This window comes from Enterobacter ludwigii (assembly GCA_023023105.1).
Taxonomy (GTDB): Bacteria; Pseudomonadota; Gammaproteobacteria; order Enterobacterales; family Enterobacteriaceae; genus Enterobacter; species Enterobacter adelaidei.
Genome location: CP083824.1, coordinates 4,560,607 through 4,587,167, shown reverse-complemented (window position 1 = coordinate 4,587,167; position 26,561 = coordinate 4,560,607). Strand labels below are relative to the sequence as shown.

The window sequence follows — 26,561 nt, the reverse complement described above, 5'->3', positions numbered from 1 at the left end:
ATTTGGGCCGGAAAGCTCTATCGATCAAACGGTTTTACAGAATGTGCGTCTGTACGTCCGGGTCTTTACGGTCGAGATAGTGGATAGACTGAATGCGACGAATGGTGCGTGATTTACCGCGGATCAGCAGCGTTTCAGTGGTTGCCATGTTGCCCTTGCGGGTAATGCCGTCCAGCAGATCGCCTTTCGTGATGCCGGTCGCCGAGAAGATAACATTATCGCTGCGGGCCATTTCGTCCAGAGCGAGAACTTTATGAGCTTCGATGCCCATTGCTTCGCAGCGTGCCAGCTCCTCTTCGCCAATCCGACGGTTCTCTTCGCTGTCGCCTTTGACATCATGACGTGGCAGCAGGCGCGCCTGCATGTCGCCGTCCAGGGCGCGGATCACTGCTGCTGATACGACTCCTTCCGGCGCGCCACCGATGCCATAAAGCACATCGACTTCGCTGTCCGGCATACAGGTCAGAATCGAGGCCGCAACGTCACCATCCGGAATGGCAAACACGCGCACACCGAGTTTTTGCATCTGCGCAATCGTGGCATCGTGGCGCGGTTTCGCCAGAATGGTGACGGTCAGCTCGCTGAGCGGTTTACCCAATGCTTTGGCGATATTATGCAGGTTCTCTTCCAGCGGCAGGCTGAGGTCGATTGCGCCTTTGGCACCCGGGCCGACAATCAGTTTTTCCATGTACATATCTGGCGCGTTGAGGAAGCAGCCTTTATCGCCCACTGCCAGCACCGCCAGGGCATTGGCCTGACCCATTGCCGTCATGCGTGTGCCTTCGATCGGATCGACGGCGATATCCACCGCATCGCCTTTGCCGGTGCCGACTTTCTCACCAATGTAGAGCATTGGCGCTTCGTCGATCTCGCCTTCGCCGATCACGATGGTGCCGTCGATGTTGACCTGGTTAAGGACGATGCGCATGGCATGGACAGCCGCACCGTCTGCGGTATTTTTGTCGCCACGACCCAGCCATTTATAGCCTGCGAGGGCGGCCGCTTCGGTGACGCGGGAAAACTCGATAGCAAGTTCACGTTTCATGAGGTACTCGTGCAATCAAAAAGAATTGCACGAAGTTTATCACAGAGTGGGGAGACGAGTTCCCTCTCCCCTGTGGGGAGAGGGTTAGGGTGAGGGGAATTACTCTTCGTGATCTTCCCATGCCAGGGCGCGTTTCACCGCTTTTTTCCAGCCGCTGTAGCGGAAGTTACGTTCGGTGGTTTCAATACCTGGGCGGAATTCGCGTTCGATCACCGCTTTTTCCTGCAGCTCGTCCAGGTTCTGCCAGAAACCTACTGCCAGACCGGCGAGGTACGCCGCACCCAGCGCCGTGACTTCACGCACTTCAGGGCGTTCAACGCGGGTACCCAGAATGTCCGACTGGAACTGCATCAGGAAGTTGTTCGCGACCGCACCGCCGTCCACGCGCAGGGCGTGCAGACGAATGCCGGAGTCAGCCTGCATCGCTTCCAGCACGTCGCGCGTCTGGTAGGCGATGGATTCCAGCGTGGCGCGGATAATGTGGTTAGAGTTCACACCACGCGTCAGACCGAAAATCGCGCCGCGTGCATACGGGTCCCAGTACGGTGCGCCCAGACCGGTGAATGCAGGCACCACGTATACGCCGTTGGTGTCTTTCACTTTGGTCGCGAAGTACTCGGAGTCGAACGCATCGCTGATCAGTTTCATCTCATCACGCAGCCACTGAATAGACGCACCCGCCATGAACACTGCACCTTCCAGCGCGTAGTTCACTTCGCCGCGTGGGCCGCAGGCAATGGTGGTCAGCAGGCCGTTTTCTGATTTCACCGCTTTCTCGCCGGTGTTCATCAGCATAAAGCAGCCAGTGCCATAGGTGTTCTTCGCCATCCCTTCCTTGACGCACAGCTGGCCGAACAGCGCCGCCTGCTGGTCACCCGCGATACCGGCGATAGGAATACGCGTACCGCCTTTACCGCCGATGTTGGTCTGGCCGTATACCTCAGAAGACTTGCGTACTTCAGGCAGCATCGCGCGTGGGATATCCAGCGCGTCCAGCATCTTGTCATCCCACTCCAGGGTGTTGATGTTGAACAACATGGTACGTGAGGCGTTGGTATAGTCGGTGACGTGGACACGTCCCTGGGTCATCTTCCAGATAAGCCAGGTATCGACGGTACCGAACAGCAGCTCGCCACGTTTTGCACGCTCGCGCGACCCTTCCACGTGGTCGAGGATCCACTTCACCTTGGTACCGGAGAAATACGGGTCAACAACCAGACCGGTGGCGCTGCGCACATACTCTTCCATGCCATCGCGCTTCAGCTGTTCGCAGATTTCTGATGTGCGGCGGCACTGCCAGACGATGGCATTATAAATAGGCTTACCGGTTTCACGTTCCCAGACAATCGTCGTTTCACGCTGGTTAGTAATACCAATCGCGGCAATCTCGTCGGAACTGATATCGGCTTTCGCCAGCACTTCGACCAGCGTGGAGCTTTGTGATGCCCAGATCTCCATCGGGTCGTGCTCTACCCAGCCTGGGCGAGGATAAATTTGCTCAAATTCGCGCTGTGACACGCTGACGATGTTCGCGTCATGATCCATTACGACAGCGCGGGAGCTGGTAGTGCCCTGGTCGAGCGCAACGATATATTTTTTTTCGGTCATGGTATGTGTCCCGTAGTCAGATTACAGCGAAGCTTTTTGTTGTGCGGTAGAAGTCGTTTCCTTCTCCTCTTCCACACAGGTGTCGCACGGTAAGTGGCGACCAATTAATTTGCGGTAGCTAAATGCACCCAGCGCAGCCCCGACAACCGGCGCAAACAGCGGAACCAGGAAGTAAGGAATGTCTTTGCCACCGGTGAAGGCGACGTCGCCCCAGCCTGCGATAAAGGCGAACGCTTTTGGTCCGATATCACGTGCCGGGTTCATCGCAAACCCAGTCAGCGGGCCCATTGATGCGCCAATCACCGCAATCAGCAGGCCAATCAGCAGGGGTGCCAGCGGGCCGCGCGGAATGCCGTTTCCGTCGTCAGTCAGCGCCAGGATAACGCCCATCAGGATAGCGGTAATCACCATTTCAACTGCGAACGCCTGCACAAAATTGATATGCGGGTTAGGGTAGGTTGAGAAGATGCCTGCCAGGTCCAGACTTTCGACACTGCCGCGCACCATATGATGCGTCTGTTCGAAGTCGATGAAAAGATTGTAATAAAGCCCGTAAACTAACGCCGCTGCGCAAAACGCGCCGGCAAACTGAGAAAGAATGAAAGGAACAACTTTGCGTCCTTCGAAGCACGCGAACAGCCACAGTGCGATAGTCACCGCCGGGTTAAGATGTGCACCAGAAACACCTGCAGTCAGGTAGATGGCCATCGCCACGCCCAGACCCCAGATAATACTGATTTCCCACTGACCAAAACTGGCACCCGCCACTTTCAGTGCAGCGACACAGCCCACTCCGAAGAATATCAACAACCCGGTACCAAGGAACTCGGCAATGCACTGGCCTTTTAAGGTTGATGTCTGACTCATAATCGGAATCCTGAAGAAATTGATGTTTATTGTTAGCATGGCCGCCCGTGACAGCCACGATGCCCTGTAGACATAGTGTTAATTTATCGTTAACGAGCAAAAACGAGAAATATCGAAATCAAAATGTGTGGTCTTCGTCATAAAATGAGCGTTTTCGCGCCATAAAGCACATTTTTGCATCAGTGGCGGAATGTGAGCTGAATCATTTCATTAACGAATGAGTTAACAATTTAGGGTGATATGACGCGAACGCACCAGGACCAGACCTAAAAGTGTTGCAAACCGCGATCTGCGCGGTGTGTCGCTGGACACAGAGCGCTGTGCTCCATACAATCGACGGTATATGTCGTGCGCGTTTACGTTAAAGCGTCGCCTTGCAATTCAGGAGAGGTAGCATCATGTCTTTAGAAGTGTTTGAGAAACTGGAATCGAAAGTACAGCAGGCGATTGACACCATCACCCTGCTGCAGATGGAAATTGAAGAGCTGAAAGAGAAGAACAACAGCCTGGCGCAGGAAGTTCAGAACGCTCAGCACGGCCGCGAAGAACTGGAGCGCGAAAACAACCAGCTGCGCGAACAGCAGAACGGTTGGCAGGATCGCCTGCAGGCGCTGCTGGGACGTATGGAAGAAGTCTAATTTCTTACGGGAACTGCAGATTCGAACAAGCCGGGTATGGCGATGCCGCTACCCGGCTTTTTTTATGCCAGTTATAAAAAAGGCCGCCAGAGGCGGCCTTAACGCTACTTGTCCTGCGCTGTCATAGCAAAAGCAACGAACACATTCGGTTCATCACTCTTTACAACGAGTACGCTGGCGACAATGAACGCGATACATAAATAGCGTTTCATTATGCGGTCCCTGCAGCTAACCGCTCCACCGTTCACCACCGGTGATAAGTCGGTGGACACAAGCCCTGGTGTTAGCCTGCTTTACGGTAGTGAATACACCTTTCCCTGGACCGATGCCCATGTGCGAGATGGCGGAAAGGGACGCTGTATCATAAAGGTCATCAACCGTGGCGTTAAGGTTTTCATAGACAAATAGGATTTTATAAAGGTTCTGAGGGGTTGCCCAAGGTTTAGACAAGAGTATGATGAAGTTCCTTGGTGTTAGTCTGTAAGACTTCCCAACGGACCGCGAATCCCGAGGGACAAAAAAACCGCCACATTGCTGTTGGCGGTTTTTTTATGGCCCACGCTTACGGTTTAATTACTCGATATCCAGCGGATCTTCGGAAAGGATTATGCCGGTGTTATCGGCGTACAGATGGTCACCGGAGAAGAAGGTCACGCCGCCGAAATTGACGCGCACGTCGCTTTCGCCGATGCCGTCACCCGCCGCCCCTACCGGTATGGCCGCGATGGCCTGAATCCCGATATCCAGCTCTTCCAGATCGTCCACCTGGCGCACGGAACCGTAAACCACAAGGCCTTCCCACTCATTCTGAACGGCAATGCCGGCCAGTTCAGCATCAATTAATGCGCGGCGCACGGAACCGCCGCCGTCGACCACAAGAACGCGGCCGCGACCGTTCTGCTCGAGCAGATCGTACAGCAACCCGTTGTCCTCGAAACATTTCACCGTGACGATTTGTCCGCCAAACGACGACCGCCCACCAAAGTTGGAGAACAGCGGTTCAACGACGTTGACATCTTCCTGATAGATGTCACAAAGCTCGGAGGTATCGTATTTCATAGGTTTAACGCTCAGTTGCTGCGAATGTGTTCAGTATATCGTGCGAAATGCGTTGTTGGCAAAATCATCAATTGTTAATTGATATTTGTCAGCTAACGAAGCGTCTGACTTAAGACAATCCCGATGACGAACAACAGGTTAGTCAGAAGCGCGCCTTTTACCGTGCGTTCCAGCATTGGTGGCATGGCTGCAGGGCTCAGTTCGCGCATGACAAATCGCGCCTGCTTAATCAGCAGCGGTGCGGCAAGTACAAACAGCCAGCCCCATACGCTGTGCAGCGAGATCAGGTTAAACAGTGCCAGACAGAGCAGCGCGCCTATCAGCAGGCAGGCGTGGTAGCGGCGCGCGTTAACCGGACCCAGACGTACCGCCAGCGTGTTCTTACCGTTCTCACGATCGCTGTCGATATCGCGCAGGTTGTTGATATTGAGCACCGCCGTTGCCAGCAGTCCGCAGGCGGTTGCAGGCAGGAACAGAGCAGGGATAAGGGTATGCGCCTGTAAGTACCAGCTTCCCATCACGCTCAGCCAGCCGAAGAACACCAGCACGGAAATATCACCCAGACCAATATAACCATAAGGACGCGTGCCGACGGTGTAGGTGATGGCCGCGACAATGGCCAATAAACCTAACACCAGGAAGCCAATAAAATCGCTGGTGGTTTTAGACGCCACCGTAACCAGTGCCAGACCCGATAAACAAATCAGCACCACGGTGATAATCAATGCGCGTTTCATCTGCGCCTGAGTAATCACCCCTTTCTGCATCCCGCGCAGTGGCCCGATACGGTCAGGTTTATCGCTGCCTTTTACTGCGTCACCGTAATCGTTGGCGAGATTGGAGAGGATTTGCAGCAGGCCGGCGGTAATCAATGCCAGCGCGGCGACCAGCGGGTCAAAATAACCTTGCCACCAGGCAAGAGCCGTACCGACGACAATCGCAGCAAAGGCCAGAGGAAGTGTTTTAGGGCGCAGACTTTCGAGCCACGCCTGAGTACGGCTGATATCAGTCATAGTTATTTAGCCAATAAAAATGGGGGCATTAGCCCCCATTAAACGTGATGAGAATCCAGTAACCGCGATTATAGGATAAAACGGCTCAGATCTTCATCTGCCACTAACGCATCCAGATGTTTACTCACATATTCTGCGTCAATGGTAATGGTTTGACCGTTAAGGTCGCTCGCATCATAAGAGATATCTTCCACCAGGCGTTCCAGCACAGTATGGAGACGACGCGCACCGATGTTCTCGGTGGTTTCGTTCACCTGCCATGCGGCCTGGGCGATACGTTTGATACCGTCCTGGGTGAACTCGAGGTTCACACCTTCGGTCGCCATCAGCGCTTTGTACTGTACGGTAGCAGAGGCATTTGGCTCGGTCAGGATACGTTCGAAATCTTCAGTGGTCAGCGCCTGCAACTCAACGCGGATTGGCAGACGACCCTGCAATTCCGGGATCAGGTCAGACGGGCTGGCAACCTGGAATGCACCGGAGGCGATAAACAGAATGTGGTCTGTTTTTACCATGCCGTGCTTAGTGGAAACGGTGCAGCCTTCAACCAGCGGCAGCAGGTCGCGCTGAACGCCTTCACGGGACACATCCGGGCCGGAGCTGTTGCCGCCACGTTTACAGATTTTATCGATTTCGTCGATAAACACGATACCGTGCTGCTCAACCGCTTCGATAGCATCCTGTTTCAGCTCTTCCGGGTTCACCAGTTTTGCCGCTTCTTCTTCGATAAGCAGCTTCATCGCGTCCTTGATTTTCAGCTTACGCGCTTTCTGCTTCTGGCCGCCCAGGTTCTGGAACATGGACTGCAGCTGGCTGGTCATCTCCTCCATACCTGGAGGTGCCATGATTTCCACGCCCATCGGTGCGGCCGCGAGATCGATCTCAATCTCTTTATCATCCAGCTGGCCTTCACGCAGTTTTTTGCGGAACGCCTGACGTGCGGCTGAAGGTTCAGACTGTTGTTCAGCCTGGCCCCAGTTGTTTTTTGCCGGTGGGATCAGCACGTCGAGAATGCGCTCTTCGGCCATCTCTTCCGCGCGGTAGCGGTTTTTCTCAATCGCCTGAACGCGCACCATTTTGATAGCAGAATCGGTCAGATCGCGGATGATAGAATCCACTTCTTTACCGACATAACCTACTTCGGTGAACTTGGTGGCTTCAACTTTGATGAACGGTGCGTTAGCCAGCTTCGCCAGACGACGGGCGATCTCGGTTTTACCGACGCCGGTTGGGCCGATCATCAGAATGTTTTTCGGCGTCACTTCATGGCGCAGCTCTTCGTCAAGCTGCATACGACGCCAGCGGTTACGCAGGGCGATCGCCACGGAGCGCTTGGCGTTATCCTGGCCGATAATATGTTTGTTCAGTTCGCTAACAATTTCGCGTGGGGTCATTTCAGACATGGGAGATCCTTACGCTTTAGACGGTAATTCTTCGATGGTGTGGTTGTGGTTGGTATAAATGCAGATATCACCTGCAATATCCAACGCCTTCACCGCGATATCTCGCGCGTTCATGTCGGTATTTTCCAACAGCGCGCGGGCTGCAGCCTGGGCATAAGGGCCGCCAGAGCCGATGGCAATCAGGTCGTTTTCCGGCTGAATGACGTCACCGTTACCGGTGATAATCAGCGACGCGGTTTCGTCGGCTACGGCCAGCAGCGCTTCGAGCTTGCGCAGCATGCGGTCGGTACGCCAGTCTTTCGCCAGCTCAACAGCGGCTTTCACCAGATGACCCTGGTGCATTTCCAGTTTGCGTTCAAAAAGTTCAAACAGCGTGAAGGCATCAGCGGTGCCGCCAGCAAAACCGGCGATCACTTTGTCGTTATAGAGACGACGTACTTTCTTCACGTTGCCTTTCATGACGGTATTACCCAGCGTGGCCTGGCCATCACCGGCGATTACCACATGGCCGTTACGGCGTACACTTACTATTGTTGTCACGAGCAGACCCCCTGGTTACAGAATCGGGAAACAGAAGCCCTGAGCCTGTGCTCAGGGCTGAATAGAATGATAGATGGGGGGGAAATTGGGGGTTTCAACCCCCGGATGCGAGTCGAATACAGTTTGTGTGACCGGCGACTTTCAAACGTGAAATGGTGCCATCAGCATTTTCTTTGCCTTTCACTGGGCCAATCACCACGCGATTCCAGCCATTGTTGGTGGTAATACGTGAATCAAACCCTTCAAAGGCCAGCTGCGCGCGCACCGTTTCCGCCTGCTCGGCACCTTTAAACGAACCGCACTGAACCATCCAGCGGCGCTCGTCTTTTTTCTCTGCCGTCTGCTTCGGTGCCTCGGTCTCTTTAGTGATAGGCGCGGCCTGCTGCGTTTTCGGCTGCTGAGCGGTGGTATGCGCTGGCGTCTGCAAGAGATCCTGATATGGCTGAGCCGTTTGCTTCTGCGGCTGAGTCTTCGGCTGTTGCTGAACCGGCTGGGACTGCACCGTACGCGTCTGCTGCTGGTAAGGCTGTTCCGTTACCCGCGGCTGTGCTTTCGGCTGCTGCACCGGCTGGGTTTGCGCCCACTGTTGTTGCTGCTGTTGCTGTTGCTGAATTTGCTGTTGCGCCTGACGTCGCTGTAACGTTTGCTGACGCTGTGCCGGAGTCTGTTCATTCCACGGGACTTCATTCAGCTGCGTGGGTTGCTGGCGCATATCAGCCTGCATTTGTGCCAACAACTGACGCTGTTCATCCGTCAGTTGATTCGCATTCTGCACTTCTCCACCTGCGGAAGGCTCGGTTGGCGCACGTACGCCAGGCTGACGGCTTTCCAGCTCTTTGATATAGCGCCAGCGTTCTTCAGGCTTCGGAGGAAGACCATTTCCGGCCACTTTACTGGCCTGAAGCGCCTCAGACTCTTCTTTTTTATGGTGCGTAATAAAGTACAGTCCACCAATAAAGGCGACGACTACAGCCGCAGCAATAGCGACCATTGCTGGCGAGACAGCAGGCAGGTTACTCTGCTTTTTCCTTGAGCTACTCTTTTTGCGTCGCGAAGGTGCCGGCTGGCCGCGACGTACATAATCTCGTTGTGCCACTATCGTTTCGCTGTATTTATTCGTTCGTCAGTCCGCCATGTTACTTAAGCGGCGGGGCTTTGACCAGATAAGGGTATCCGAAAGACGTTTACTTTAAGTCAATGCCTGGGTAGTGCCGCGAACAATCAGTTCGCAGTCCAGCAACCGCGAGCCGCTGCTAACTGTTTGACCGTGAAGCTGATCCAGCAGAAGAAGCATCGCTTCGCGGCCGATTTGATAGCGCGGCTGAGCGACCGTTGAGAGCGGCGGATCGCAAAATTCTGAAAGCGAAATATTATCGAATCCGATGATCGATAAATCTTTCGGTATGCGCAGGCCACGACGTTTGGCATACGACAATGCGCCCAGCGCCATTACATCGCTGTGACAGAATACGGCGGTGGGCGGCTCAGGCAGGTCAAGAAGTTTTTCCAGCGCCTGTCCACCCGCAGCGAAGGTGAAGTCACCACGAGCAATATAGTGCGGATTGACAGTGACGCCGGTACGGCGCAGCGCCTGAACGTAGCCCTGTAAGCGGTAGTGACACAGCGGCATCTCTTCCGGTCCGGCAATGCAGCCAATACGTTTATGCCCCAGTTCCTGGAGATAGTTGACGGCGTTGAATGCGGCGGTGAGGTTATCGATATGGACCGTCGGCAGCTCCAGCTCTGGCGCAAACTCGTTGGCCATGACCATCGGCGGTAAATTACGCTGCTCTTCAATGCTGGCATCAAACGGCAGGCGAGAGCCAAGCAGCAACATACCGTCGATCTGCTTGGTGATAATGAGGTCGATAAAGGTTTTTTCCTGCTGGTTCTGGTGCGCACAGTCGCCAATCAGTACCAGATAACCCTGTTCAGCCGCTGTCACTTCAATACCGCGGATAATCTCGCTGAAAAAGGGATCGCAGATGTCCGGCACTATCACCAGGATGGTGCGCGACTCATTGCGCTTGACGTTACGGCCCATCGCCTGTGGAAAATAGCCCACTTCCAGCGCAGCCTGCTCAACCCGGTTACGGGTCGCCTGGGAGACTTTATCCGGATTCATTAATGCGCGGGATACCGTTGCCGTAGAGACCTGTGCTTTCTGGGCAACGTCTTTCATGGTCGCCGGTGCAACCTCTTTGCTGGACTTCAACGTCTTCTCCTCGCCTGAACACCGAACTTCTGACATCACCATTTTTACAGATAGTTAATGGAATCGGTTACAGAATTTTCATAAAAAGTGTGAGGAACGTTAAATTTTTCGATCCGTCTTCAGCCTTCGATGGGATCGACGTCCAGTACCCACTTCACTTTTCGCGCTTCCGGAAGGGTGTTAATCAGTACCAGCGCGCCGCTGACGATATGCTGGAGACGAATTCTCGAAGGGTGCTGGAGCAAAATTTGCCAGCGAAAACGTCCGCCGCGCTTTGGTGCCAGTGCCGGAACCGGGCCCAAAATCCACAGCTGGTTATCCACCAGTGGACTGGCCTGCAGGAGGTTTCTCAGCTGCTGCAGGAAAAGTGGGGCCTGCTGGTTGTTATGATCTTCTGCACGAACGATCACGTGGCTGGTCCACGGCGGTAGCTGCAGGGTCTGGCGTTCTGCCAGCGCCTGTTCGGCAAAGGCGTCATAGCCTTTGTGTAGCAGGGTCTGGAGTAACGGGTGTTCAGGGTGGTGCGTTTGCAGAACCACTTCGCCCTGTTTGCCCGCGCGTCCGGCACGACCGGCGACCTGGGTATAAAGCTGGGCAAAACGTTCCGCGGAACGGAAGTCTGCTGAGAAGAGTGCGCCGTCGACATCCAGCAGGGCAACCAGCGTTACATCCGGGAAATGGTGTCCTTTCGCCAGCATCTGGGTACCAATCAAAATGCGTGCGCCGCCGCGATGCACTTCCGCCAGTTGCTGTTCCAGCGCACCTTTACGGCTGGTGGTGTCCCGGTCGATGCGGGAGAGAGGGACGTCAGGGAAGAAGGGCGCAAGAGCCTGTTCCAGCTGTTCAGTCCCCAGACCCACCGGCACAATGTGCGTTGAACCACACGATGGACACTGGCGCGGAACAGGGCGTTGACTGTCGCAGTGGTGGCAGCGCAAATGACGCTGGGCCTGATGGAAGGTGTAGTAATGATCGCAGCGCGGGCACTCGGCAATCCAGCCGCAGTCGTGGCACAGCAGAGCTGGCGCAAATCCGCGTCGGTTGAGAAACAGAATGACCTGGTTCCCGGCCTGCAAATGCTGGCGCATCCGGGTGATAAGCGCGGGTGCTAACCCCGCCTGAACTTGCTGTCCTTTCAGATCCAGTACGTGCTGAATGGCCGGGCGCGCATTTCCCGCGCGACGCGTCAGGCGTAGCATATGGTATTTACGCTGACGCACGTTGTGCAGCGTTTCGAGCGCCGGCGTGGCGGAGCCGAGAATAATAGGGATTTGCTCGCTGTGCGCGCGATAGACCGCCAGATCGCGGGCGTGATAGCGCCAGCCTTCCTGCTGTTTATAGGAGCTGTCGTGCTCTTCGTCGATCACGATAACGCCGAGATTTTTAAACGGCGTAAACAGCGACGAGCGGGTGCCGATCACAATCGCCGCTTCACCGTTTTTCGCTTTCAGCCAGGCGTTGAGGCGCTCGCTGTCGTTCAGGCCGGAGTGCAGCACCTCAACCGGCGCGTTAAAGCGCTCGCGGAATCGGGCGATGGTTTGCGGCGTCAGGCCAATTTCCGGCACCATCACCAGCGCCTGTTTGCCCTGTGCGAGCACGTTTTCCAGCACGCTCAGGTAGACTTCGGTCTTGCCGGAACCGGTAACTCCCGCCAGCAGCCAGGCAGAGAAATGATCGGAGGCGCTATGGATCGCGCCGACGGCGGTGGCCTGCTCGGTATTCAGACGCAGTCTGTCACCTGATACGGAAAAATTTGTTCGCCAGTCGTAAAGTGCAGGCGCTTCGCTGCCCAGTTCACTCAGCCCTTTCTTTCTCAGGGCCTGTAGCGCCGTTTCGCTGACCTCAAGTTCGTCGACCTGATGACGCCAGATTTTCCCCTGGCGCAGCGCCGCCAGCGCCTGCTGCTGTTTCTGCGAGCGTTTGAGGCTGTTGATGTCGACAGCCTGACCTTCTTCAGTGGCAAACCAGTACCACATCGGCGCATGGCTGGCGCTCTTACCCTGACGCAGCATAATGGGCAGGGCGTGGAACAGGACGTCGCCGATGGGATGGTGGTAGTAATCCGCCGCCCACAGCAGAAGTCGCCAGGTGCTGCTGGAGTAAACCGGCTCACTGTCCAGCACCTCAACAACCGATTTCAGTTCATTAAGCGGTAACTCGCTCTTATCGCTGACCGAAACCACAATCCCCACGCGCTGCTGCTTGCCAAAGGGCACGGTCACGCGACAGCCCGCTTTGGCGCTCATGCTGTCAGGCAGCAGATAGTCAAAGGTGCGGGAAAGCGGAACGGGCAGGGCAACGTGAGCGACGGGCATCTAATCTTCCTGACTTGAAAAGTGGCGCGTTAGTATACACTTTAGTAAAAGCGGCGTGCGGATCAGTTTGCATACGTTGGTCAAATTCTGTATGATTCGCCGCCTTTGGTGTACTTTACGCCAAAGAACTTACAATCAACATCGCGTGGTGTCTGGCGTTAGGGCTGGAAGAGCGACGCGGCCTTAACTGAGGTTCTCCCATGAAAAAAGATATTCACCCGAAATACGAAATGATTACTGCAAACTGTTCTTGCGGTAACTCTATCCAGATCCGCTCTACCGTGGGTCACGATCTGAACCTGGACGTGTGCGGCAAATGCCACCCGTTCTACACTGGTAAGCAGCGTGATGTTGCAACCGGTGGCCGTGTTGACCGCTTCAACAAGCGTTTCAGCATCCCGGGCGCTAAATAAGTTTCCCGAAAAAAAGGCACCGCAAGGTGCCTTTTTTGTATCCGCTTTTCAGTATTCCCACGTCTCCGGGTCAATACCCAGTTCACGCATGATCACCTTCGCCTCTTCCGGGATTTCGTCGCTACGCTCTTTGCGCAGATCGTCATCGTTCGGCAACGGTTGACCGGTAAACGCATGCAGAAACGCTTCGCACAACAGTTCGCTGTTGGTTGCGTGGCGCAGGTTGTTCACCTGACGACGCGTACGTTCATCGGTGAGGATCTTCAACACCTTCAGAGGAATGGAAACCGTAATTTTCTTTACTTGCTCACTCTTCTTACCGTGCTCAGCGTATGGGCTGATATATTCGCCGCTCCATTCAGCCATGAGATACCTTTAATCCTCTCAGTCATTTATCTAAGGGTGCAAAACCTGTAACTCTGGGTTTTGAACCGTAATCTTGCCTAGTTTACCGTAGAGACGATACCGTGGCACGGATATTGCCGCTGCAGCGTGCACTAAAGCATATAATTTTAACGGCTATTTGCGCATTGCTCAATCTATACGCAAAGAAGTTTAGATGTCCAGATGTATTGACGTCCATACATTCAATGTTTACTCTGGTGCCTGACTTTTCACCTCATTCGCCAGGAAGCCTTCACCATGACGCGTAAACAGGCCACTATTGCAGTGCGTAGCGGATTAAATGATGACGAGCAGTACGGCTGCGTTGTCCCGCCAATTCATCTTTCCAGTACCTATAATTTCACCGGATTTAATGAACCCCGCGCGCATGATTACTCGCGTCGTGGCAACCCTACGCGTGATGTGACCCAGCGCGCGCTGGCTGAGCTGGAAGGTGGCGCAGGTGCAGTATTAACCAATACCGGTATGTCCGCCATTCACCTGGTGACAACGGTGTTCCTGAAACCGGGTGATCTGCTGGTTGCGCCGCACGACTGCTACGGCGGCAGCTATCGTCTGTTTGATAGTCTGGCAAAGCGCGGCTGTTATCGCGTGCTGTTTGTCGATCAAAACGACGAACAGGCGCTGAAACAGGCGCTGGCAGAGAAACCGAAGCTGGTACTGGTGGAAAGTCCAAGCAACCCATTGTTGCGCGTTGTCGACATTGCGAAAATTTGTCAGCTCGCAAGGGATGCGGGAGCGATAAGTGTAGTGGATAATACGTTCCTCAGTCCGGCCCTTCAGAACCCATTAGCATTGGGTGCTGATCTGGTATTGCATTCATGCACTAAATATCTGAACGGCCATTCTGACGTGGTCGCGGGCGTGGTGATTGCCAAAGATCCTGAAGTTGTCACGGAACTGGCATGGTGGGCGAATAACATTGGCGTCACTGCCGGGGCCTTCGACAGCTACTTGCTGTTACGTGGCATTCGTACGCTGTCGCCGCGCATGGAAGTGGCGCAGCGCAATGCTCAGGCGATTGTCGATTTCCTGAAAACGCAGCCGCTGGTGAAGAAGCTCTATCACCCGTCGCTGCCGGAAAACCAGGGGCACGAGATCGCCGCGCGCCAGCAGAAGGGATTTGGCGCGATGTTAAGTTTTGAACTGGACGGTGACGAGCAAACGCTGCGTCGCTTCCTGAGCGGGCTGTCATTGTTTACGCTGGCGGAATCCTTAGGTGGGGTTGAAAGCTTAATCTCCCACGCCGCGACCATGACGCACGCAGGTATGGCACCCGAAGCACGTGCCGCCGCCGGGATTTCCGAGACGCTGCTGCGAATCTCAACCGGTATTGAAGATTCTGAAGATTTAATTGCCGATCTGGAAAATGGCTTCCGGGTCGCAGCCAAGGGGTAATCATGAGTGTGATAGCGCAGGCAGGGGCGAAGGGTCGTCAGCTGCACAAGTTTGGTGGTAGTAGTCTTGCTGATGTGAAATGTTATCTGCGTGTCGCAGGGATCATGACAGAGTATTCGCAGCCGGGGGACATGATGGTTGTCTCTGCGGCGGGCAGCACCACCAACCAGTTGATTAGCTGGCTGAAATTGAGCCAGACCGATCGCCTTTCTGCGCATCAGGTGCAACAGTCCTTACGTCGTTATCAGAGCGAGCTGATTGCCGGCCTGCTGCCTGCAGACGTAGCGGACGGGTTGATCAGTGCCTTCACCCATGACCTTGAGCGTCTGGCTGCCCTGCTGGACAGCGGCATTACCGAAGCGGTGTATGCCGAAGTGGTCGGCCACGGGGAAGTGTGGTCTGCGCGTCTGATGGCTGCCGTATTGCAACATCTTGGTGTTGAAGCCGCCTGGCTCGACGCGCGCGATTTCCTGCGCGCTGAGCGTGCTGCACAGCCGCAGGTCGACGAAGGATTGTCTTACCCGTTACTGCAACAGCTGCTGGTGCAACATCCAGGTAAACGCATTGTCGTCACCGGCTTTATCAGCCGCAGCAACGCGGGCGAAACGGTGCTGCTGGGGCGTAACGGCTCCGACTACTCTGCAACGCAAATCGGTGCTCTGGCGGGCGTGTCCCGCGTCACCATCTGGAGTGACGTGGCTGGTGTTTACAGCGCCGACCCGCGCAAAGTGAAAGATGCCTGTTTACTGCCGCTGCTGCGTCTCGACGAAGCCAGCGAACTGGCACGTCTGGCGGCACCGGTACTGCACGCGCGCACGCTGCAGCCAGTCTCCGGCAGCGATATTGACTTGCAGCTGCGCTGCAGTTACACCCCGGATCAGGGCTCCACGCGCATTGAGCGCGTGCTGGCTTCCGGTACCGGGGCGCGTATTGTTACCAGCCACGACGACATCTGTCTGATTGAGTTCCAGGTTCCGGCAGGACAGGATTTCAAACTGGCACATAAGGACATCGACCTGGTGTTAAAGCGTGCTCAGGTACGTCCGCTGGCCGTTGGCGTGCATAACGACCGCCAGCTGCTGCAGTTCTGCTATACCGCAGAAGTGGCGGACAGCGCGCTGAAAATTCTGGATGAAGCGGGCCTGCCGGGCGAGCTTCGCCTGCGTCAGGGGCTGGCGCTGGTGGCGATGGTGGGCGCGGGCGTCACCCGTAACCCGCTGCACTGCCACCGTTTCTGGCAGCAACTGAAGGGACAGCCGGTTGAGTTCACCTGGCAGTCGGAAGAGGGCATCAGCCTGGTCGCCGTGCTGCGTAAAGGGCCTACCGAGAGCCTGATTCAGGGTCTGCATACCTCTCTGTTCCGCGCGGAAAAACGCATTGGCCTGGTGCTGTTCGGTAAAGGCAACATCGGTTCCCGCTGGCTGGAGCTGTTTGCCCGCGAACAGGTCACTCTCTCTGCACGTACCGGGTTTGAATTTATTCTCGCTGGCGTGGTGGATAGCCGCCGCAGCCTGCTGAACTACGAAGGGCTGGACGCCAGCCGTGCGCTTGCCTTCTTTAATGATGAAGCCGTCGAGCAGGATGAAGAGTCGCTGTTCCTGTGGATGCGTGCGCACCCGTATGACGATCTGGTAGTGCTGGATGTCACCGCCAGCGAACAACTGGCCGATCAGTATCTTGATTTCGCCAGCCATGGGTTCCACGTCATTAGCGCCAATAAGCTGGCGGGGGCAAGCAGCACCGATAAATACCGTCAGATCCACGACGCGTTTGAAAAAACAGGTCGTCACTGGCTCTATAACGCCACCGTGGGCGCGGGCCTGCCGGTTAACCACACCGTGCGTGATCTGATTGAAAGCGGCGACAGTATTCTGGCGCTGAGCGGTATCTTCTCCGGCACGCTCTCCTGGTTGTTCCTGCAGTTTGACGGCACCGTACCGTTCACCGACCTGGTGGATCAGGCGTGGCAGCAGGGCTTAACCGAGCCCGATCCGCGCGTTGACCTCTCCGGTAAAGACGTAATGCGTAAGCTGGTGATCCTCGCGCGTGAAGCCGGTTACGACATCGAACCGGATTCCGTGCGCGTCGAATCACTGGTGACTGCTGGCTGTGAAGAAGGTTCTATAGACCATTTCTTTGAAAATGGTGAAGAGCTTAACGAGCAGATGGTACAGCGTCTGGAAGCGGCGAACGAGATGGGGCTGGTACTGCGCTATGTGGCGCGTTTTGAGGCCAACGGAAAAGCGCGTGTGGGTGTTGAGGCGGTGCGTCCTGAACATCCGCTGGCAGCACTTTTGCCGTGCGATAACGTCTTCGCGATCGAAAGCCGCTGGTATCGTGATAACCCACTGGTGATCCGCGGTCCGGGGGCGGGGCGCGATGTGACCGCCGGCGCGATCCAGTCCGACATCAACCGCCTGGCTAAGTTACTGTAACGCCTGAATTTCCCTCTCTCTCCGGGAGAGGGAATTACCCTCATCATGAATTTTCCTCATATTCCCTGAGCAAACCTCACCGTTATTGTTGATTATTTCTGTTGACGTCCCCCCGCTTTTCCGTCATTTTTACATCTGGACGTCTAAACGTATAGAAGTTCACAAAACAACACACAACGACACGCGATTGATAGAGGTACGGTATGAGCTTTTTTCACGCCAACCAGCGGGAAGCCCTGAATCAGAGCCTGGCCGAAGTAAACGGCCAGATTAACGTCTCTTTTGAATTTTTCCCGCCGCGCACCAGTGAAATGGAGCAAACTCTGTGGAGCTCTATCGATCGCCTGAGCAGCCTGAAACCGAAGTTTGTCTCCGTAACCTACGGTGCAAACTCCGGCGAGCGTGACCGTACGCACAGCATCATTAAAGGCATTAAAGATCGCACCGGTCTGGAAGCGGCCCCGCACCTTACCTGTATTGACGCAACCCGTGATGAACTGCGTGCTATCGCCCAGGATTACTGGAACAACGGCATTCGTCATATTGTTGCCCTGCGCGGTGACCTGCCGCCGGGTAGCGGTAAGCCGGAAATGTATGCTGCCGACCTGGTCGCGCTGCTGAAAGACGTGGCCGATTTTGATATCTCCGTTGCCGCTTATCCTGAAGTTCACCCGGAAGCGAAAAGCGCCCAGGCCGATCTGCTTAACCTGAAGCGTAAAGTGGAAGCCGGTGCAAACCGCGCGATTACCCAGTTCTTCTTTGATGTGGAAAGCTACCTGCGCTTCCGTGACCGTTGTGTTTCCGCAGGCATCGACGTTGAAATCATCCCAGGTATTCTGCCGGTCTCTAACTTCAAACAGGCGAAGAAATTTGCTGACATGACGAATGTGCGCATTCCGCTTTGGATGTCTAAAATGTACGAAGGGCTGGACGATGACCCGGAAACACGCAAGCTGGTGGGCGCAAATATCGCGATGGACATGGTGAAGATTTTAAGTCGTGAAGGGGTGAAGGATTTCCACTTCTACACGCTGAACCGTGCGGAGATGAGTTACGCCATATGCCACACGCTCGGTGTTAGACCAGGCGTGTAACAAAAAAGCCCTCTTCGGAGGGTTTTTTGATTTATAAGGGTTTTATTTTCCTGTCATATCGGCAATTCTGCCAAAGACGTAAAAAAGTCACAAATTTTCAAAGTGTAATTAAACGGAATTAACTATCGAATCTGTGGGTTATCCCAACTGTACCTTATCAATAAGGGCGTATATCGTAACGGTAACACTGTAAAAGGGAGCATAGCGATGAGCACGTCAGACGATACCAATAAAGTCGGCAAATGCCCGTTCCATCAGGGCGGTCACGATCAGAGCGCGGGGGCAGGTACCAGCAGCCGTGACTGGTGGCCAAAACAACTCCGTGTCGACCTTCTTAACCAACATTCCAACCGTTCGAACCCTCTGGGTGAAGACTTCGACTACCGCAAAGAATTCAGCAAACTTGATTACTCTGCGCTTAAAGGCGACCTCAAAGCACTTTTAACCGACTCTCAACCGTGGTGGCCAGCCGACTGGGGCAGCTATGCAGGTCTGTTTATTCGTATGGCCTGGCACGGTGCAGGCACCTATCGCTCCGTTGATGGGCGCGGTGGTGCAGGACGCGGTCAACAGCGCTTTGCGCCGCTGAACTCCTGGCCTGATAACGTCAGCCTGGATAAAGCACGCCGCCTGCTGTGGCCAATTAAGCAAAAATACGGGCAAAAAATCTCCTGGGCTGACCTGTTTATCCTCGCGGGTAACGTGGCGCTGGAAAACTCGGGTTTCCGCACCTTTGGTTTTGGTGCCGGGCGTGAAGACGTCTGGGAACCGGATATGGACGTTAACTGGGGCGACGAAACGACCTGGCTGAAGCACCGCGATCCGGAAGAGCTGGCGAAGCGTCCACTCGGCGCAACCGAAATGGGCCTGATTTACGTTAACCCGGAAGGGCCAAATGCCAGCGGCGAACCGCTGTCAGCGGCAGCGGCGATTCGCGCCACCTTTGGTAACATGGGTATGGATGACGAAGAGACCGTCGCGTTGATTGCAGGGGGGCATACTCTCGGTAAAACCCACGGTGCAGGAGAAGCGACCCATGTAGGTGCTGATCCGGAAGCCGCACCGATTGAGGCGCAGGGTCTTGGCTGGCATAGCACGCACGGCTCTGGCGTTGGCGAAGATGCTATCACCTCTGGTCTGGAAGTCATCTGGTCACAAACCCCGACCCAGTGGAGCAACTATTTCTTCGAGAACCTGTTCAAATATGAGTGGGTGCAGACACGTAGCCCGGCCGGTGCCATTCAGTTTGAAGCCGTAAATGCGCCGGACATTATGCCTGATCCGTTCGACCCGTCGAAAAAACGCAAACCAACCATGCTGGTCACCGACCTGACGCTGCGTTTTGACCCGGAATTCGAAAAAATTTCCCGTCGTTTCCTGAACGATCCGCAGGCTTTCAACGAAGCTTTCGCACGTGCATGGTTCAAACTGACCCACCGTGATATGGGGCCAAAAGCGCGGTACATTGGTCCGGAAGTGCCGAAAGAAGATCTGATTTGGCAGGATCCGCTGCCACAGGCGGTGTTCAACCCTTCGAAGGAAGATATTGAAAGTCTGAAAGCGGAAATTGCGGCATCGGGTCTCTCCGTAAGCGAGCTGGTTTCTGTTGCCTGGGCGTCTGCTTCAACCTTCCGCGGCGGCGATAAGCGTGGCGGTGCCAATGGCGCACGTCTGGCGCTGGCGCCTCAGCGTGACTGGGATGTGAACGCCGCAGCGGTTCGTGCACTTCCTGCTCTGGAAGCTATTCAGCGCACCACTAACAAAGCTTCCCTGGCAGATATTATCGTGCTGGCGGGCGTAGTAGGCGTGGAGCAAGCCGCGAAAGCGGCAGGCGTATATGTCACTGTACCGTTCACACCAGGCCGTGTGGATGCACGTCAGGATCAGACGGATATCGAGATGTTTAACCTGCTCGAACCGATTGCTGATGGCTTCCGCAACTATCGTGCCCAGGTTAATGCCTCGACCACGGAATCACTCCTGATTGATAAGGCCCAACAGCTGACGCTGACCGCGCCTGAACTGACGGTGCTGGTGGGTGGCTTGCGTGCATTGGGTGCTAACTTCGATGGCAGCAAGAATGGCGTGTTCACCGACCGCGAGGGCGTGCTGAGTAATGACTTCTTCGTCAATCTGCTGGATATGAATACCCAATGGAAAGCGACCGATGAGTCAAACGAACTGTTTGCCGGTAGCGACCGCGCCAGCGGTGAAGTGAAATATACCGCGACCCGAGCCGATCTGGTCTTCGGCTCTAATGCCGTCCTGCGCGCGCTGGCAGAAGTTTATGCCAGCAGCGATGCCAGCGAGAAGTTTGTCCGTGACTTCGTTGCAGCATGGGCGAAAGTGATGGATTTGGATCGTTTCGACCTGCAGTAAATAAAAAATCCCCGCTTCGGCGGGGATTTTTTTAACACCATGTGGGCTGCGACTATTCCCACTCCTGTAAGAACCGCTGTCCGTACTGATCGGCAACCAACAGTGCCGCGTAAACCTGGTCCGGCGACACGCCGCCCGGCATGTTATGAATGGTTTCGCCTTCCGCGCAGGAGGCTTCCGCAATCAGACGCATTTTAGCCGGGATATCCTCTTTGATGTTCAGCTGTGCCAGCGTGATGGGCAAACCAACGCTGTGACAAAGCGCCGCGACGGTCTCTATTTCTTCTACCGGGGCGTTTTCCAGTACCAGCTGCGTCAGCGTACCGAATGCGACTTTTTCACCATGATAGAAGTGATGTGCGTCCGGCACTGCCGTCATGCCGTTGTGAATGGCGTGTGCTGCAGCAAGCCCGCCGCTTTCAAAACCGACGCCGCTGAGATACGTATTGGCTTCAATGATGCGTTCCAGCGCCGGTGTTACGACGTGCTGTTCCGCCGCCAGCATCGCTTTTTCACCCTCTTCAATCAGCGTGTTGTAGCACAGCTCGGCGAGCGCTAACGCAGCCTGCGTACATTTGCCTCCTGCCATGGTGGTTGCGCCACTGCGGGAACAGGCTCGTGCTTCAAACCAGGTGGCCAGTGCATCGCCAATCCCCGCAGCCAGCAGACGTGGTGGTGCTCCTGCAACCACATTGGTGTCGACGATAACCATGTTCGGGTTGTGCGGTAGCATCAGGTAGCGATCGAACTCGCCGTTGTCGGTATAAATCACGGAAAGCGCGCTGCACGGCGCATCAGTGGAGGCTATAGTCGGGGCAATGGCGACCGGCACGTCCATAAAGTGAGCCAGCGCTTTGGCAGTATCCAGCGTTTTTCCGCCGCCGATACCCAGTACCGCCATACAGTCAGCACTGTCTGCCAGTTTTTTCAGTCGATCGATTTCATTTTGCGAACATTCGCCACCAAACGGTGCGATTTCAGCATGCAGTTCTGCGTTTTTGAAACTCTGCCGTAAAGTCTCTTCAGCAAAGCCCAGTACAAATTTATCGCCGACTACCAGCCAGCGCTGTGCTAGTGGCTTCAGATAGTCGCCGAGACGGGTAAGCACATTAGCGCCCTGGATGTATTTCCCCGGCGATTGAATGATACGGTCCATAACAGTTCTCCCTTAGAGGTTGAGGTTACCAAACGCGTTTTTCCAGTCTTGCTCGAACTTCTCTATGGCTGACTCTACCGCCGGGGTGCCGAGCATTTGTTGCGCTACATCTAAAGGAAGCGTGATTGCTTCACAGCCGGCAAGCAGGCAGTCCAGCGCCTGTCGCGGAGTTTTAAAGCTGGCGGCAAGTACCTTGCTCTCTGGCGCATGCATTTCAAGCAGGGATTGCAGTTCTTGCACCATACGAATACCGTCACCGCCTTGAGCGTCGACGCGGTTGACATACGGGGCCACATACTTTGCTCCTGCCAGTGCGGCGAGTAACCCCTGTGCTGCGCTGTATACGGCGGTACCCAGCGTGGTAATGCCCTCTTTTTTCAGAACCTGAATCGCGATAAGCCCCTGAGCTGTCACCGGAATTTTGACCACAATGTCCGGTATGACATTACTCAGGCGTTTAGCCTCCGCCACCATGCCCTCTGCATCGCGGCTCATGGTTTGGGCAAACAGCGTGCCGTCCGGCCCGATGGCCTTTTGCAGGCGCGGCAGCACGTCCCAGATGGATTCACGGCTGGCAGCGATAATGCTTGGGTTAGTGGTCACGCCCGCAATGGAAAAAATGCGTGCAAGGCGTTCGACTTCCGCCACGTTGGCGGTATCCAGATACAGTTCCATCACTCTTCCTCGTATTAAAGTTCTAATTCGTGTTGCAGCAGAGAAGCAATAGCCTCCCCGGAGCTGGCGTTCACCAGCGCGTTGCGGAAATCTTCATGCATGATGCGACGTGCCAGGCGTGAGAAAATTCGCATGTGCTGGTCGCCTGCGGCGTGTTTGTTCAGCGTCAGCATGATGATGAATTGCGCTTCCTCATCTCCCCACATGACGGGGGCTTTCAGGCGTGCAACGCTGATGGTGGATTGCTCAATGTGCTCCGATTTGCTGTGTGGGATGGCAAAACTAAAACCCAGCCCGGTAGAAAATACGGCTTCGCGCGCCCACAGATCGGCTTCCAGCTTGCGCGGATAGCGGCAACGCCCAGCGAGCAAAAGGTTATCGGTCATGCCTTTCATGACCTCTTCTTTGCTGTTCCAGTCGTTATCCAGAGAAATGCAGCGTGGCGTCACCAGCGGCGTATCCTGCTGATTCATGCGGAACTGGGCGAGCAGGTGTTCCACTTCAAGCGAGGTGCGACACGCCATGGCCTGGTTCAACAACTGGCGGCAGGCGCGGCTATCAAGCTGGGCCAGGCGCGCTTTGGTCGCCGGGATAGCAGGCGACCCCATACTGAGCTCGTCCAGGCCCAAACCTACCAGCAATGGCAACACAGAACCTTTTGCACCCAGCTCACCGCACAGGCCAATCCATTTTCCCTGGCGATGGACGGCCTGTACCGCGTAATCCAGAGCGCGCAGGAAAGCCGGGTTCAGGCTGTTGTAATGGCGCGTGACTTTGGCATTGTCGCGGTCGACGGCCAGGAGATACTGCGTCAGGTCATTGCTGCCGATACTAAAGAAATCAATTTCTTCACAGCATTGATCGATGATGAACATCACCGAGGGCACTTCCAGCATGATGCCGAGCGGGATTTTTTCATCAAATGGAATATGTTCAGTACGAAGCTGCTGCTTCGCTTCGGCAAGCTTCTCTTTAACCCACAGGATCTCTTCCATGGAGGAGATCATCGGGATCATGATCTTCAGGTTGCCGTGAGCAGAGGCGCGCAGGATCGCCCGAAGCTGGGTGGTGAAAAGCGTTGCATACTCTTCGTAGATACGTACTGCGCGGTAGCCGAGGAAGGGGTTGTTTTCTGCCGGTATGTTCAGGTACTCCACCGGTTTATCGCCTCCGATATCCATAGTACGCACGATAATGCTGCGCTCATTTGCACTTTCAAGGGCCTGGCAGAAAATGTTGTACAGCTCGTTTTCACCGGGGGCGCTGGTGCGATCCATATACAGCATTTCGGTGCGGAACAGGCCAACGCCTTCGGCACCGTTACCAAATGCCGCCACGGCTTCCACTGCATGAGCGATGTTCGCGGCAATCTCAATGCGCAGGCCATCTGATGTTCTGGCTTCCCGATCAAGCCAGATGCGTTGCTGCTCGCGGATCGCCTGTTGTACTCGTGCTTCCTGCTGATAGTAGCGCACCACCGCATCACTGGCATTGACCACAACCGCGCCCGCATTGCCATCTACGAAGACAGGCTGGTTGCGCCATTGAAGAAGACCTTCGCTATCGACGCCGACCAGCGTGGGAATATTGAAGGAGCGCGCAAGAATAACGGTGTGCGAAGTGGTTCCGCCGCTCTTTAACAGCAGCCCTTTGAGTAATGTTTTATCCAGTTCCAGGAACTGACCGGGAGTGAGGTCGTCTGCAAGGCAGACGGTCGGCTGCGTCAACTGGCCTGGCACCGGGAAGCGTTGTTCTCCATAAATGTGTTGTAAAAGTTGATAGCAGACATCGCGCACATCCAGTACCCGCTCCTGCAGGTAGCTGCTACTGGAACGAGAAAACGCATCGCAGAAATGGTTTGCAGTAGCGATTGTTGCTTGCGCGCAGCTCAGTCCCTGGCTCACGCCTGCAAGAAGATGCTGGCGCAGTGAGGTATCCGTCGCCAGCGATCGATGCGCATCGAGAATGGCGCTGGCGGTACTCTCGCTGTCCATCGCACGCAACTCAATGTTTTTCACCAGCAGGGTGAGACCGTTATTCAGCGCAGACTGCTCTTCTTCAACATTTTTCGCATCGGGTAAATCAGTCAGTGCATTGAGATCCAACGAGGTCAGTAAGGTCAGAATACCCTGGGCGCTACCGCTGCAAACAGGCATGGCGCGGAACAGCGTTGGGTTAAGGCGCGTGAGGGATTCTGGTAATGGATCAAGCTCGGTAGTGATGGTTTCTGCGAGTGGTGAATCACAGTGCGGGAACTCTTCCCGGATCCAGTGTTCCAGTTGTTGATGGGCGTTTTGCTCATCTTCCCCTTGAATCACCAGGCGACATGCATCACCTGCCAGCGTATCGGTACCAATAAGAGCCAGTGCGCTTCTGGCATCGGCCTTACGGCCAGTGCGCAGGTTGTGCCATTCGATTTGTGAGCTAAACGTATTGCACAGCGTTTCCACATGACTTGCCGGACGCGCGTGAACCCCGTTGGGTAATTCACAGGTAAATTCCACTACCAGAGCCATACACACACTCCTCAAACCAATCATCATTAATTGGGGAACAGCATACGAGTGCGGTGATGACGCGCGCCATGTGACAAATCTGCCAAAAACTGGACAAATGTAATATCACTCGAAAAGTGAGATTTGACTCACAGGTTGTGATGGTTTGTCTTACGCTTCCGTCTGTGCGAAATGTCGAGGCGGATCGCATTTTCATTTCAACATTACAAAAATCCAGTAAATGGCCTTTTTGTCTCCTGTCCGCCGACTATCTGATTGCCTATTGTTTGCCACAACACCTTTAGGGTTTTAGGCCAGGAGCGACATATGAAAGAGTTGGTGCATATTCTCAAGAACACGCGGCAGCATCTGATGACAGGTGTGTCGCACATGATTCCGTTCGTGGTTGCAGGCGGAATTTTGCTGGCGGTTTCAGTCATGTTGTACGGCAAAGGCGCGGTACCGGATGCAGCAACCGATCCCAACCTGAAAAAACTGTTCGATATCGGCGTGGCCGGGTTAACGCTGATGGTCCCTTTCCTCGCCGCCTATATTGGCTATTCCATTGCCGAACGTGCCGCGCTTGCACCTTGCGCCATTGCGGCCTGGGTTGGTAACAGCTTCGGTGCGGGTTTCTTCGGCGCCATTATTGCCGGGATACTCGGTGGGATAGTTGTCTGGTATCTGAAGAAACTGCCGGTTCCGAAAGTGCTGCGCTCAGTCATGCCTATCTTCATCATCCCTATCATCGGCACTTTTCTTACCGCGGGCATCATGATGTGGGGCCTGGGTGAGCCTGTCGGGGCGTTGACCACGGGGTTAACTCAGTGGCTGCAAGGAATGCAGCAGGGCAGCATCGTTGTGCTGGCCGTCATCATGGGGCTGATGCTGGCCTTCGATATGGGGGGGCCAATTAACAAAGTGGCCTATGCCTTTATGTTGATTTGTGTTGCCCAGGGCGTCTACACCGTTGTGGCAATCGCAGCGGTGGGTATCTGTGTGCCTCCGCTGGGGTTAGGCCTGGCGACGCTCATTAATCGCAAGAATTTTACTGGTGAAGAGCGTGAAGCGGGTAAAGCGGCACTGGTGATGGGCTGCGTGGGGGTCACCGAAGGGGCGATTCCATTTGCTGCAGCCGATCCTCTGCGCGTGATCCCTTCCATCATGTTGGGCTCCGCGTGCGGTGCAGTGACGGCTGCCGTGATGGGCGCACAATGTTATGCCGGATGGGGTGGGCTTATCGTTCTCCCTGTGGTGGAGGGCAAAATGGGCTACATCGCGGCAGTAGCCGTGGGTGCGGTGGTTACCGCCATCAGCGTTAACGTGCTGAAAAGTATTGCCCGCAAGAATGCAAAACAGGTCGAAGAAAAAGAGGACGACCTGGATCTGGATTTCGAAATTAACTGAA

21 protein-coding genes are annotated in these 26,561 nt (G+C 55.1%); 7 read left to right on the top strand and 14 right to left on the bottom strand.

What is annotated here, in order from left to right; genetic code table 11:
• Window positions 1–34 precede the first annotated feature (34 nt).
• The 3 genes from glpX to LCD46_22205 form a co-directional block, all read right to left on the bottom strand.
• Window positions 35–1,045 carry a class II fructose-bisphosphatase gene (gene glpX / locus LCD46_22215; protein ID UOY70683.1) on the bottom strand — a complete coding sequence of 337 codons (1,011 nt, stop codon included), beginning with the start codon at window positions 1,043–1,045 and terminating at the stop codon, window positions 35–37.
• Between the two features lie 99 nt (window positions 1,046–1,144).
• Window positions 1,145–2,653 carry a glycerol kinase GlpK gene (gene glpK / locus LCD46_22210; protein UOY70682.1) on the bottom strand — a complete coding sequence of 503 codons (1,509 nt, stop codon included), beginning with the start codon at window positions 2,651–2,653 and terminating at the stop codon, window positions 1,145–1,147.
• 21 nt (window positions 2,654–2,674) lie between these two features.
• A complete protein-coding gene (locus LCD46_22205; protein UOY70681.1) occupies window positions 2,675–3,520 on the bottom strand; it encodes an aquaporin in 846 nt (281 codons plus the stop codon).
• Window positions 3,521–3,918: 398 nt separating this feature from the next.
• Between LCD46_22205 and zapB the strand changes: the two genes are divergently transcribed.
• Window positions 3,919–4,158 carry a septal ring assembly protein ZapB gene (gene zapB, locus LCD46_22200; GenBank protein ID UOY70680.1) on the top strand — a complete coding sequence of 80 codons (240 nt, stop codon included), beginning with the start codon at window positions 3,919–3,921 and terminating at the stop codon, window positions 4,156–4,158.
• Window positions 4,159–4,731: 573 nt separating this feature from the next.
• Here zapB and rraA read toward each other — a convergent pair.
• The 7 genes from rraA to priA all read right to left on the bottom strand — a co-directional run bounded on the left by rraA (window position 4,732) and on the right by priA (window position 12,703).
• Window positions 4,732–5,217 (bottom strand): ribonuclease E activity regulator RraA, encoded by a 486-nt coding sequence (gene rraA / locus LCD46_22195; GenBank protein ID UOY70679.1) that lies wholly within the window; start codon window positions 5,215–5,217, stop codon window positions 4,732–4,734.
• A gap of 92 nt (window positions 5,218–5,309) precedes the next feature.
• Entirely contained in the window at window positions 5,310–6,230 is a 921-nt protein-coding gene (gene menA / locus LCD46_22190; protein UOY70678.1) for a 1,4-dihydroxy-2-naphthoate polyprenyltransferase, read from the bottom strand.
• 68 nt (window positions 6,231–6,298) lie between these two features.
• Window positions 6,299–7,633: an HslU--HslV peptidase ATPase subunit gene (gene hslU, locus LCD46_22185; GenBank protein UOY70677.1), complete on the bottom strand. Its 1,335-nt coding sequence runs from the start codon at window positions 7,631–7,633 to the stop codon at window positions 6,299–6,301.
• A gap of 9 nt (window positions 7,634–7,642) precedes the next feature.
• A complete protein-coding gene (gene hslV / locus LCD46_22180) occupies window positions 7,643–8,173 on the bottom strand; it encodes an ATP-dependent protease subunit HslV (GenBank protein UOY70676.1) in 531 nt (176 codons plus the stop codon).
• 94 nt (window positions 8,174–8,267) lie between these two features.
• Entirely contained in the window at window positions 8,268–9,269 is a 1,002-nt protein-coding gene (gene ftsN, locus LCD46_22175; protein ID UOY70675.1) for a cell division protein FtsN, read from the bottom strand.
• 93 nt (window positions 9,270–9,362) lie between these two features.
• Window positions 9,363–10,388 carry a DNA-binding transcriptional regulator CytR gene (gene cytR / locus LCD46_22170; protein ID UOY70674.1) on the bottom strand — a complete coding sequence of 342 codons (1,026 nt, stop codon included), beginning with the start codon at window positions 10,386–10,388 and terminating at the stop codon, window positions 9,363–9,365.
• 119 nt (window positions 10,389–10,507) lie between these two features.
• Window positions 10,508–12,703 (bottom strand): primosomal protein N', encoded by a 2,196-nt coding sequence (gene priA, locus LCD46_22165; GenBank protein ID UOY70673.1) that lies wholly within the window; start codon window positions 12,701–12,703, stop codon window positions 10,508–10,510.
• Between the two features lie 200 nt (window positions 12,704–12,903).
• Here priA and rpmE point away from each other — a divergent pair, with 200 nt between their 5' ends.
• Window positions 12,904–13,116 (top strand): 50S ribosomal protein L31, encoded by a 213-nt coding sequence (gene rpmE, locus LCD46_22160; protein UOY70672.1) that lies wholly within the window; start codon window positions 12,904–12,906, stop codon window positions 13,114–13,116.
• A gap of 48 nt (window positions 13,117–13,164) precedes the next feature.
• Here rpmE and metJ read toward each other — a convergent pair whose 3' ends face one another.
• Window positions 13,165–13,482 carry a met regulon transcriptional regulator MetJ gene (metJ, locus tag LCD46_22155; GenBank protein UOY70671.1) on the bottom strand — a complete coding sequence of 106 codons (318 nt, stop codon included), beginning with the start codon at window positions 13,480–13,482 and terminating at the stop codon, window positions 13,165–13,167.
• A 276-nt stretch (window positions 13,483–13,758) separates the two neighbouring features.
• Here metJ and metB point away from each other — a divergent pair, with 276 nt between their 5' ends.
• The 4 genes from metB (at window position 13,759) to katG (ending at window position 20,827) form a co-directional block, all read left to right on the top strand.
• Complete coding sequence (gene metB, locus LCD46_22150; GenBank protein UOY70670.1) at window positions 13,759–14,919, top strand: cystathionine gamma-synthase; 1,161 nt, start codon at window positions 13,759–13,761, stop codon at window positions 14,917–14,919.
• A gap of 2 nt (window positions 14,920–14,921) precedes the next feature.
• Entirely contained in the window at window positions 14,922–17,354 is a 2,433-nt protein-coding gene (locus LCD46_22145; GenBank protein ID UOY70669.1) for a bifunctional aspartate kinase/homoserine dehydrogenase II, read from the top strand.
• A gap of 203 nt (window positions 17,355–17,557) precedes the next feature.
• Window positions 17,558–18,448, top strand: a complete 891-nt coding sequence (gene metF, locus LCD46_22140) for a methylenetetrahydrofolate reductase (protein ID UOY70668.1) — start codon at window positions 17,558–17,560, stop codon at window positions 18,446–18,448.
• A gap of 207 nt (window positions 18,449–18,655) precedes the next feature.
• Window positions 18,656–20,827 (top strand): catalase/peroxidase HPI, encoded by a 2,172-nt coding sequence (gene katG, locus LCD46_22135; GenBank protein ID UOY70667.1) that lies wholly within the window; start codon window positions 18,656–18,658, stop codon window positions 20,825–20,827.
• Between the two features lie 52 nt (window positions 20,828–20,879).
• Here katG and LCD46_22130 read toward each other — a convergent pair whose 3' ends face one another.
• Genes LCD46_22130 through ptsP form a run of 3 tightly spaced genes read right to left on the bottom strand, consistent with a single transcriptional unit; the run spans window position 20,880 to window position 25,174 of the window.
• On the bottom strand, window positions 20,880–21,983 hold the full coding sequence (locus tag LCD46_22130; GenBank protein ID UOY70666.1) for a glycerol dehydrogenase: 1,104 nt from the start codon (window positions 21,981–21,983) through the stop codon (window positions 20,880–20,882).
• A gap of 12 nt (window positions 21,984–21,995) precedes the next feature.
• On the bottom strand, window positions 21,996–22,658 hold the full coding sequence (fsa, locus tag LCD46_22125; protein UOY70665.1) for a fructose-6-phosphate aldolase: 663 nt from the start codon (window positions 22,656–22,658) through the stop codon (window positions 21,996–21,998).
• A gap of 14 nt (window positions 22,659–22,672) precedes the next feature.
• On the bottom strand, window positions 22,673–25,174 hold the full coding sequence (gene ptsP, locus LCD46_22120) for a phosphoenolpyruvate--protein phosphotransferase (GenBank protein UOY70664.1): 2,502 nt from the start codon (window positions 25,172–25,174) through the stop codon (window positions 22,673–22,675).
• A gap of 306 nt (window positions 25,175–25,480) precedes the next feature.
• Between ptsP and LCD46_22115 the strand changes: the two genes are divergently transcribed.
• Window positions 25,481–26,560 carry a PTS fructose transporter subunit EIIC gene (locus LCD46_22115; protein ID UOY70663.1) on the top strand — a complete coding sequence of 360 codons (1,080 nt, stop codon included), beginning with the start codon at window positions 25,481–25,483 and terminating at the stop codon, window positions 26,558–26,560.
• Window position 26,561: the final 1 nt, after the last annotated feature.

Bases quoted from the DNA above. Each gene is read 5' to 3' on its own strand.
- zapB (UOY70680.1), top strand. From the start codon at position 3,919: ATGTCTTTAGAAGTGTTTGAGAAACTGGAATCGAAAGTACAGCAGGCG.
- priA (UOY70673.1), bottom strand. From the start codon at position 12,703: ATGCCCGTCGCTCACGTTGCCCTGCCCGTTCCGCTTTCCCGCACCTTT.
- glpK (UOY70682.1), bottom strand. From the start codon at position 2,653: ATGACCGAAAAAAAATATATCGTTGCGCTCGACCAGGGCACTACCAGC.
- rpmE (UOY70672.1), top strand. From the start codon at position 12,904: ATGAAAAAAGATATTCACCCGAAATACGAAATGATTACTGCAAACTGT.
- LCD46_22145 (UOY70669.1), top strand. From the start codon at position 14,922: ATGAGTGTGATAGCGCAGGCAGGGGCGAAGGGTCGTCAGCTGCACAAG.
- LCD46_22205 (UOY70681.1), bottom strand. From the start codon at position 3,520: ATGAGTCAGACATCAACCTTAAAAGGCCAGTGCATTGCCGAGTTCCTT.
- ptsP (UOY70664.1), bottom strand. From the start codon at position 25,174: ATGGCTCTGGTAGTGGAATTTACCTGTGAATTACCCAACGGGGTTCAC.
- glpX (UOY70683.1), bottom strand. From the start codon at position 1,045: ATGAAACGTGAACTTGCTATCGAGTTTTCCCGCGTCACCGAAGCGGCC.
- menA (UOY70678.1), bottom strand. From the start codon at position 6,230: ATGACTGATATCAGCCGTACTCAGGCGTGGCTCGAAAGTCTGCGCCCT.
- metB (UOY70670.1), top strand. From the start codon at position 13,759: ATGACGCGTAAACAGGCCACTATTGCAGTGCGTAGCGGATTAAATGAT.
- rraA (UOY70679.1), bottom strand. From the start codon at position 5,217: ATGAAATACGATACCTCCGAGCTTTGTGACATCTATCAGGAAGATGTC.
- metJ (UOY70671.1), bottom strand. From the start codon at position 13,482: ATGGCTGAATGGAGCGGCGAATATATCAGCCCATACGCTGAGCACGGT.
- fsa (UOY70665.1), bottom strand. From the start codon at position 22,658: ATGGAACTGTATCTGGATACCGCCAACGTGGCGGAAGTCGAACGCCTT.
- LCD46_22130 (UOY70666.1), bottom strand. From the start codon at position 21,983: ATGGACCGTATCATTCAATCGCCGGGGAAATACATCCAGGGCGCTAAT.
- katG (UOY70667.1), top strand. From the start codon at position 18,656: ATGAGCACGTCAGACGATACCAATAAAGTCGGCAAATGCCCGTTCCAT.
- hslU (UOY70677.1), bottom strand. From the start codon at position 7,633: ATGTCTGAAATGACCCCACGCGAAATTGTTAGCGAACTGAACAAACAT.
- LCD46_22115 (UOY70663.1), top strand. From the start codon at position 25,481: ATGAAAGAGTTGGTGCATATTCTCAAGAACACGCGGCAGCATCTGATG.
- metF (UOY70668.1), top strand. From the start codon at position 17,558: ATGAGCTTTTTTCACGCCAACCAGCGGGAAGCCCTGAATCAGAGCCTG.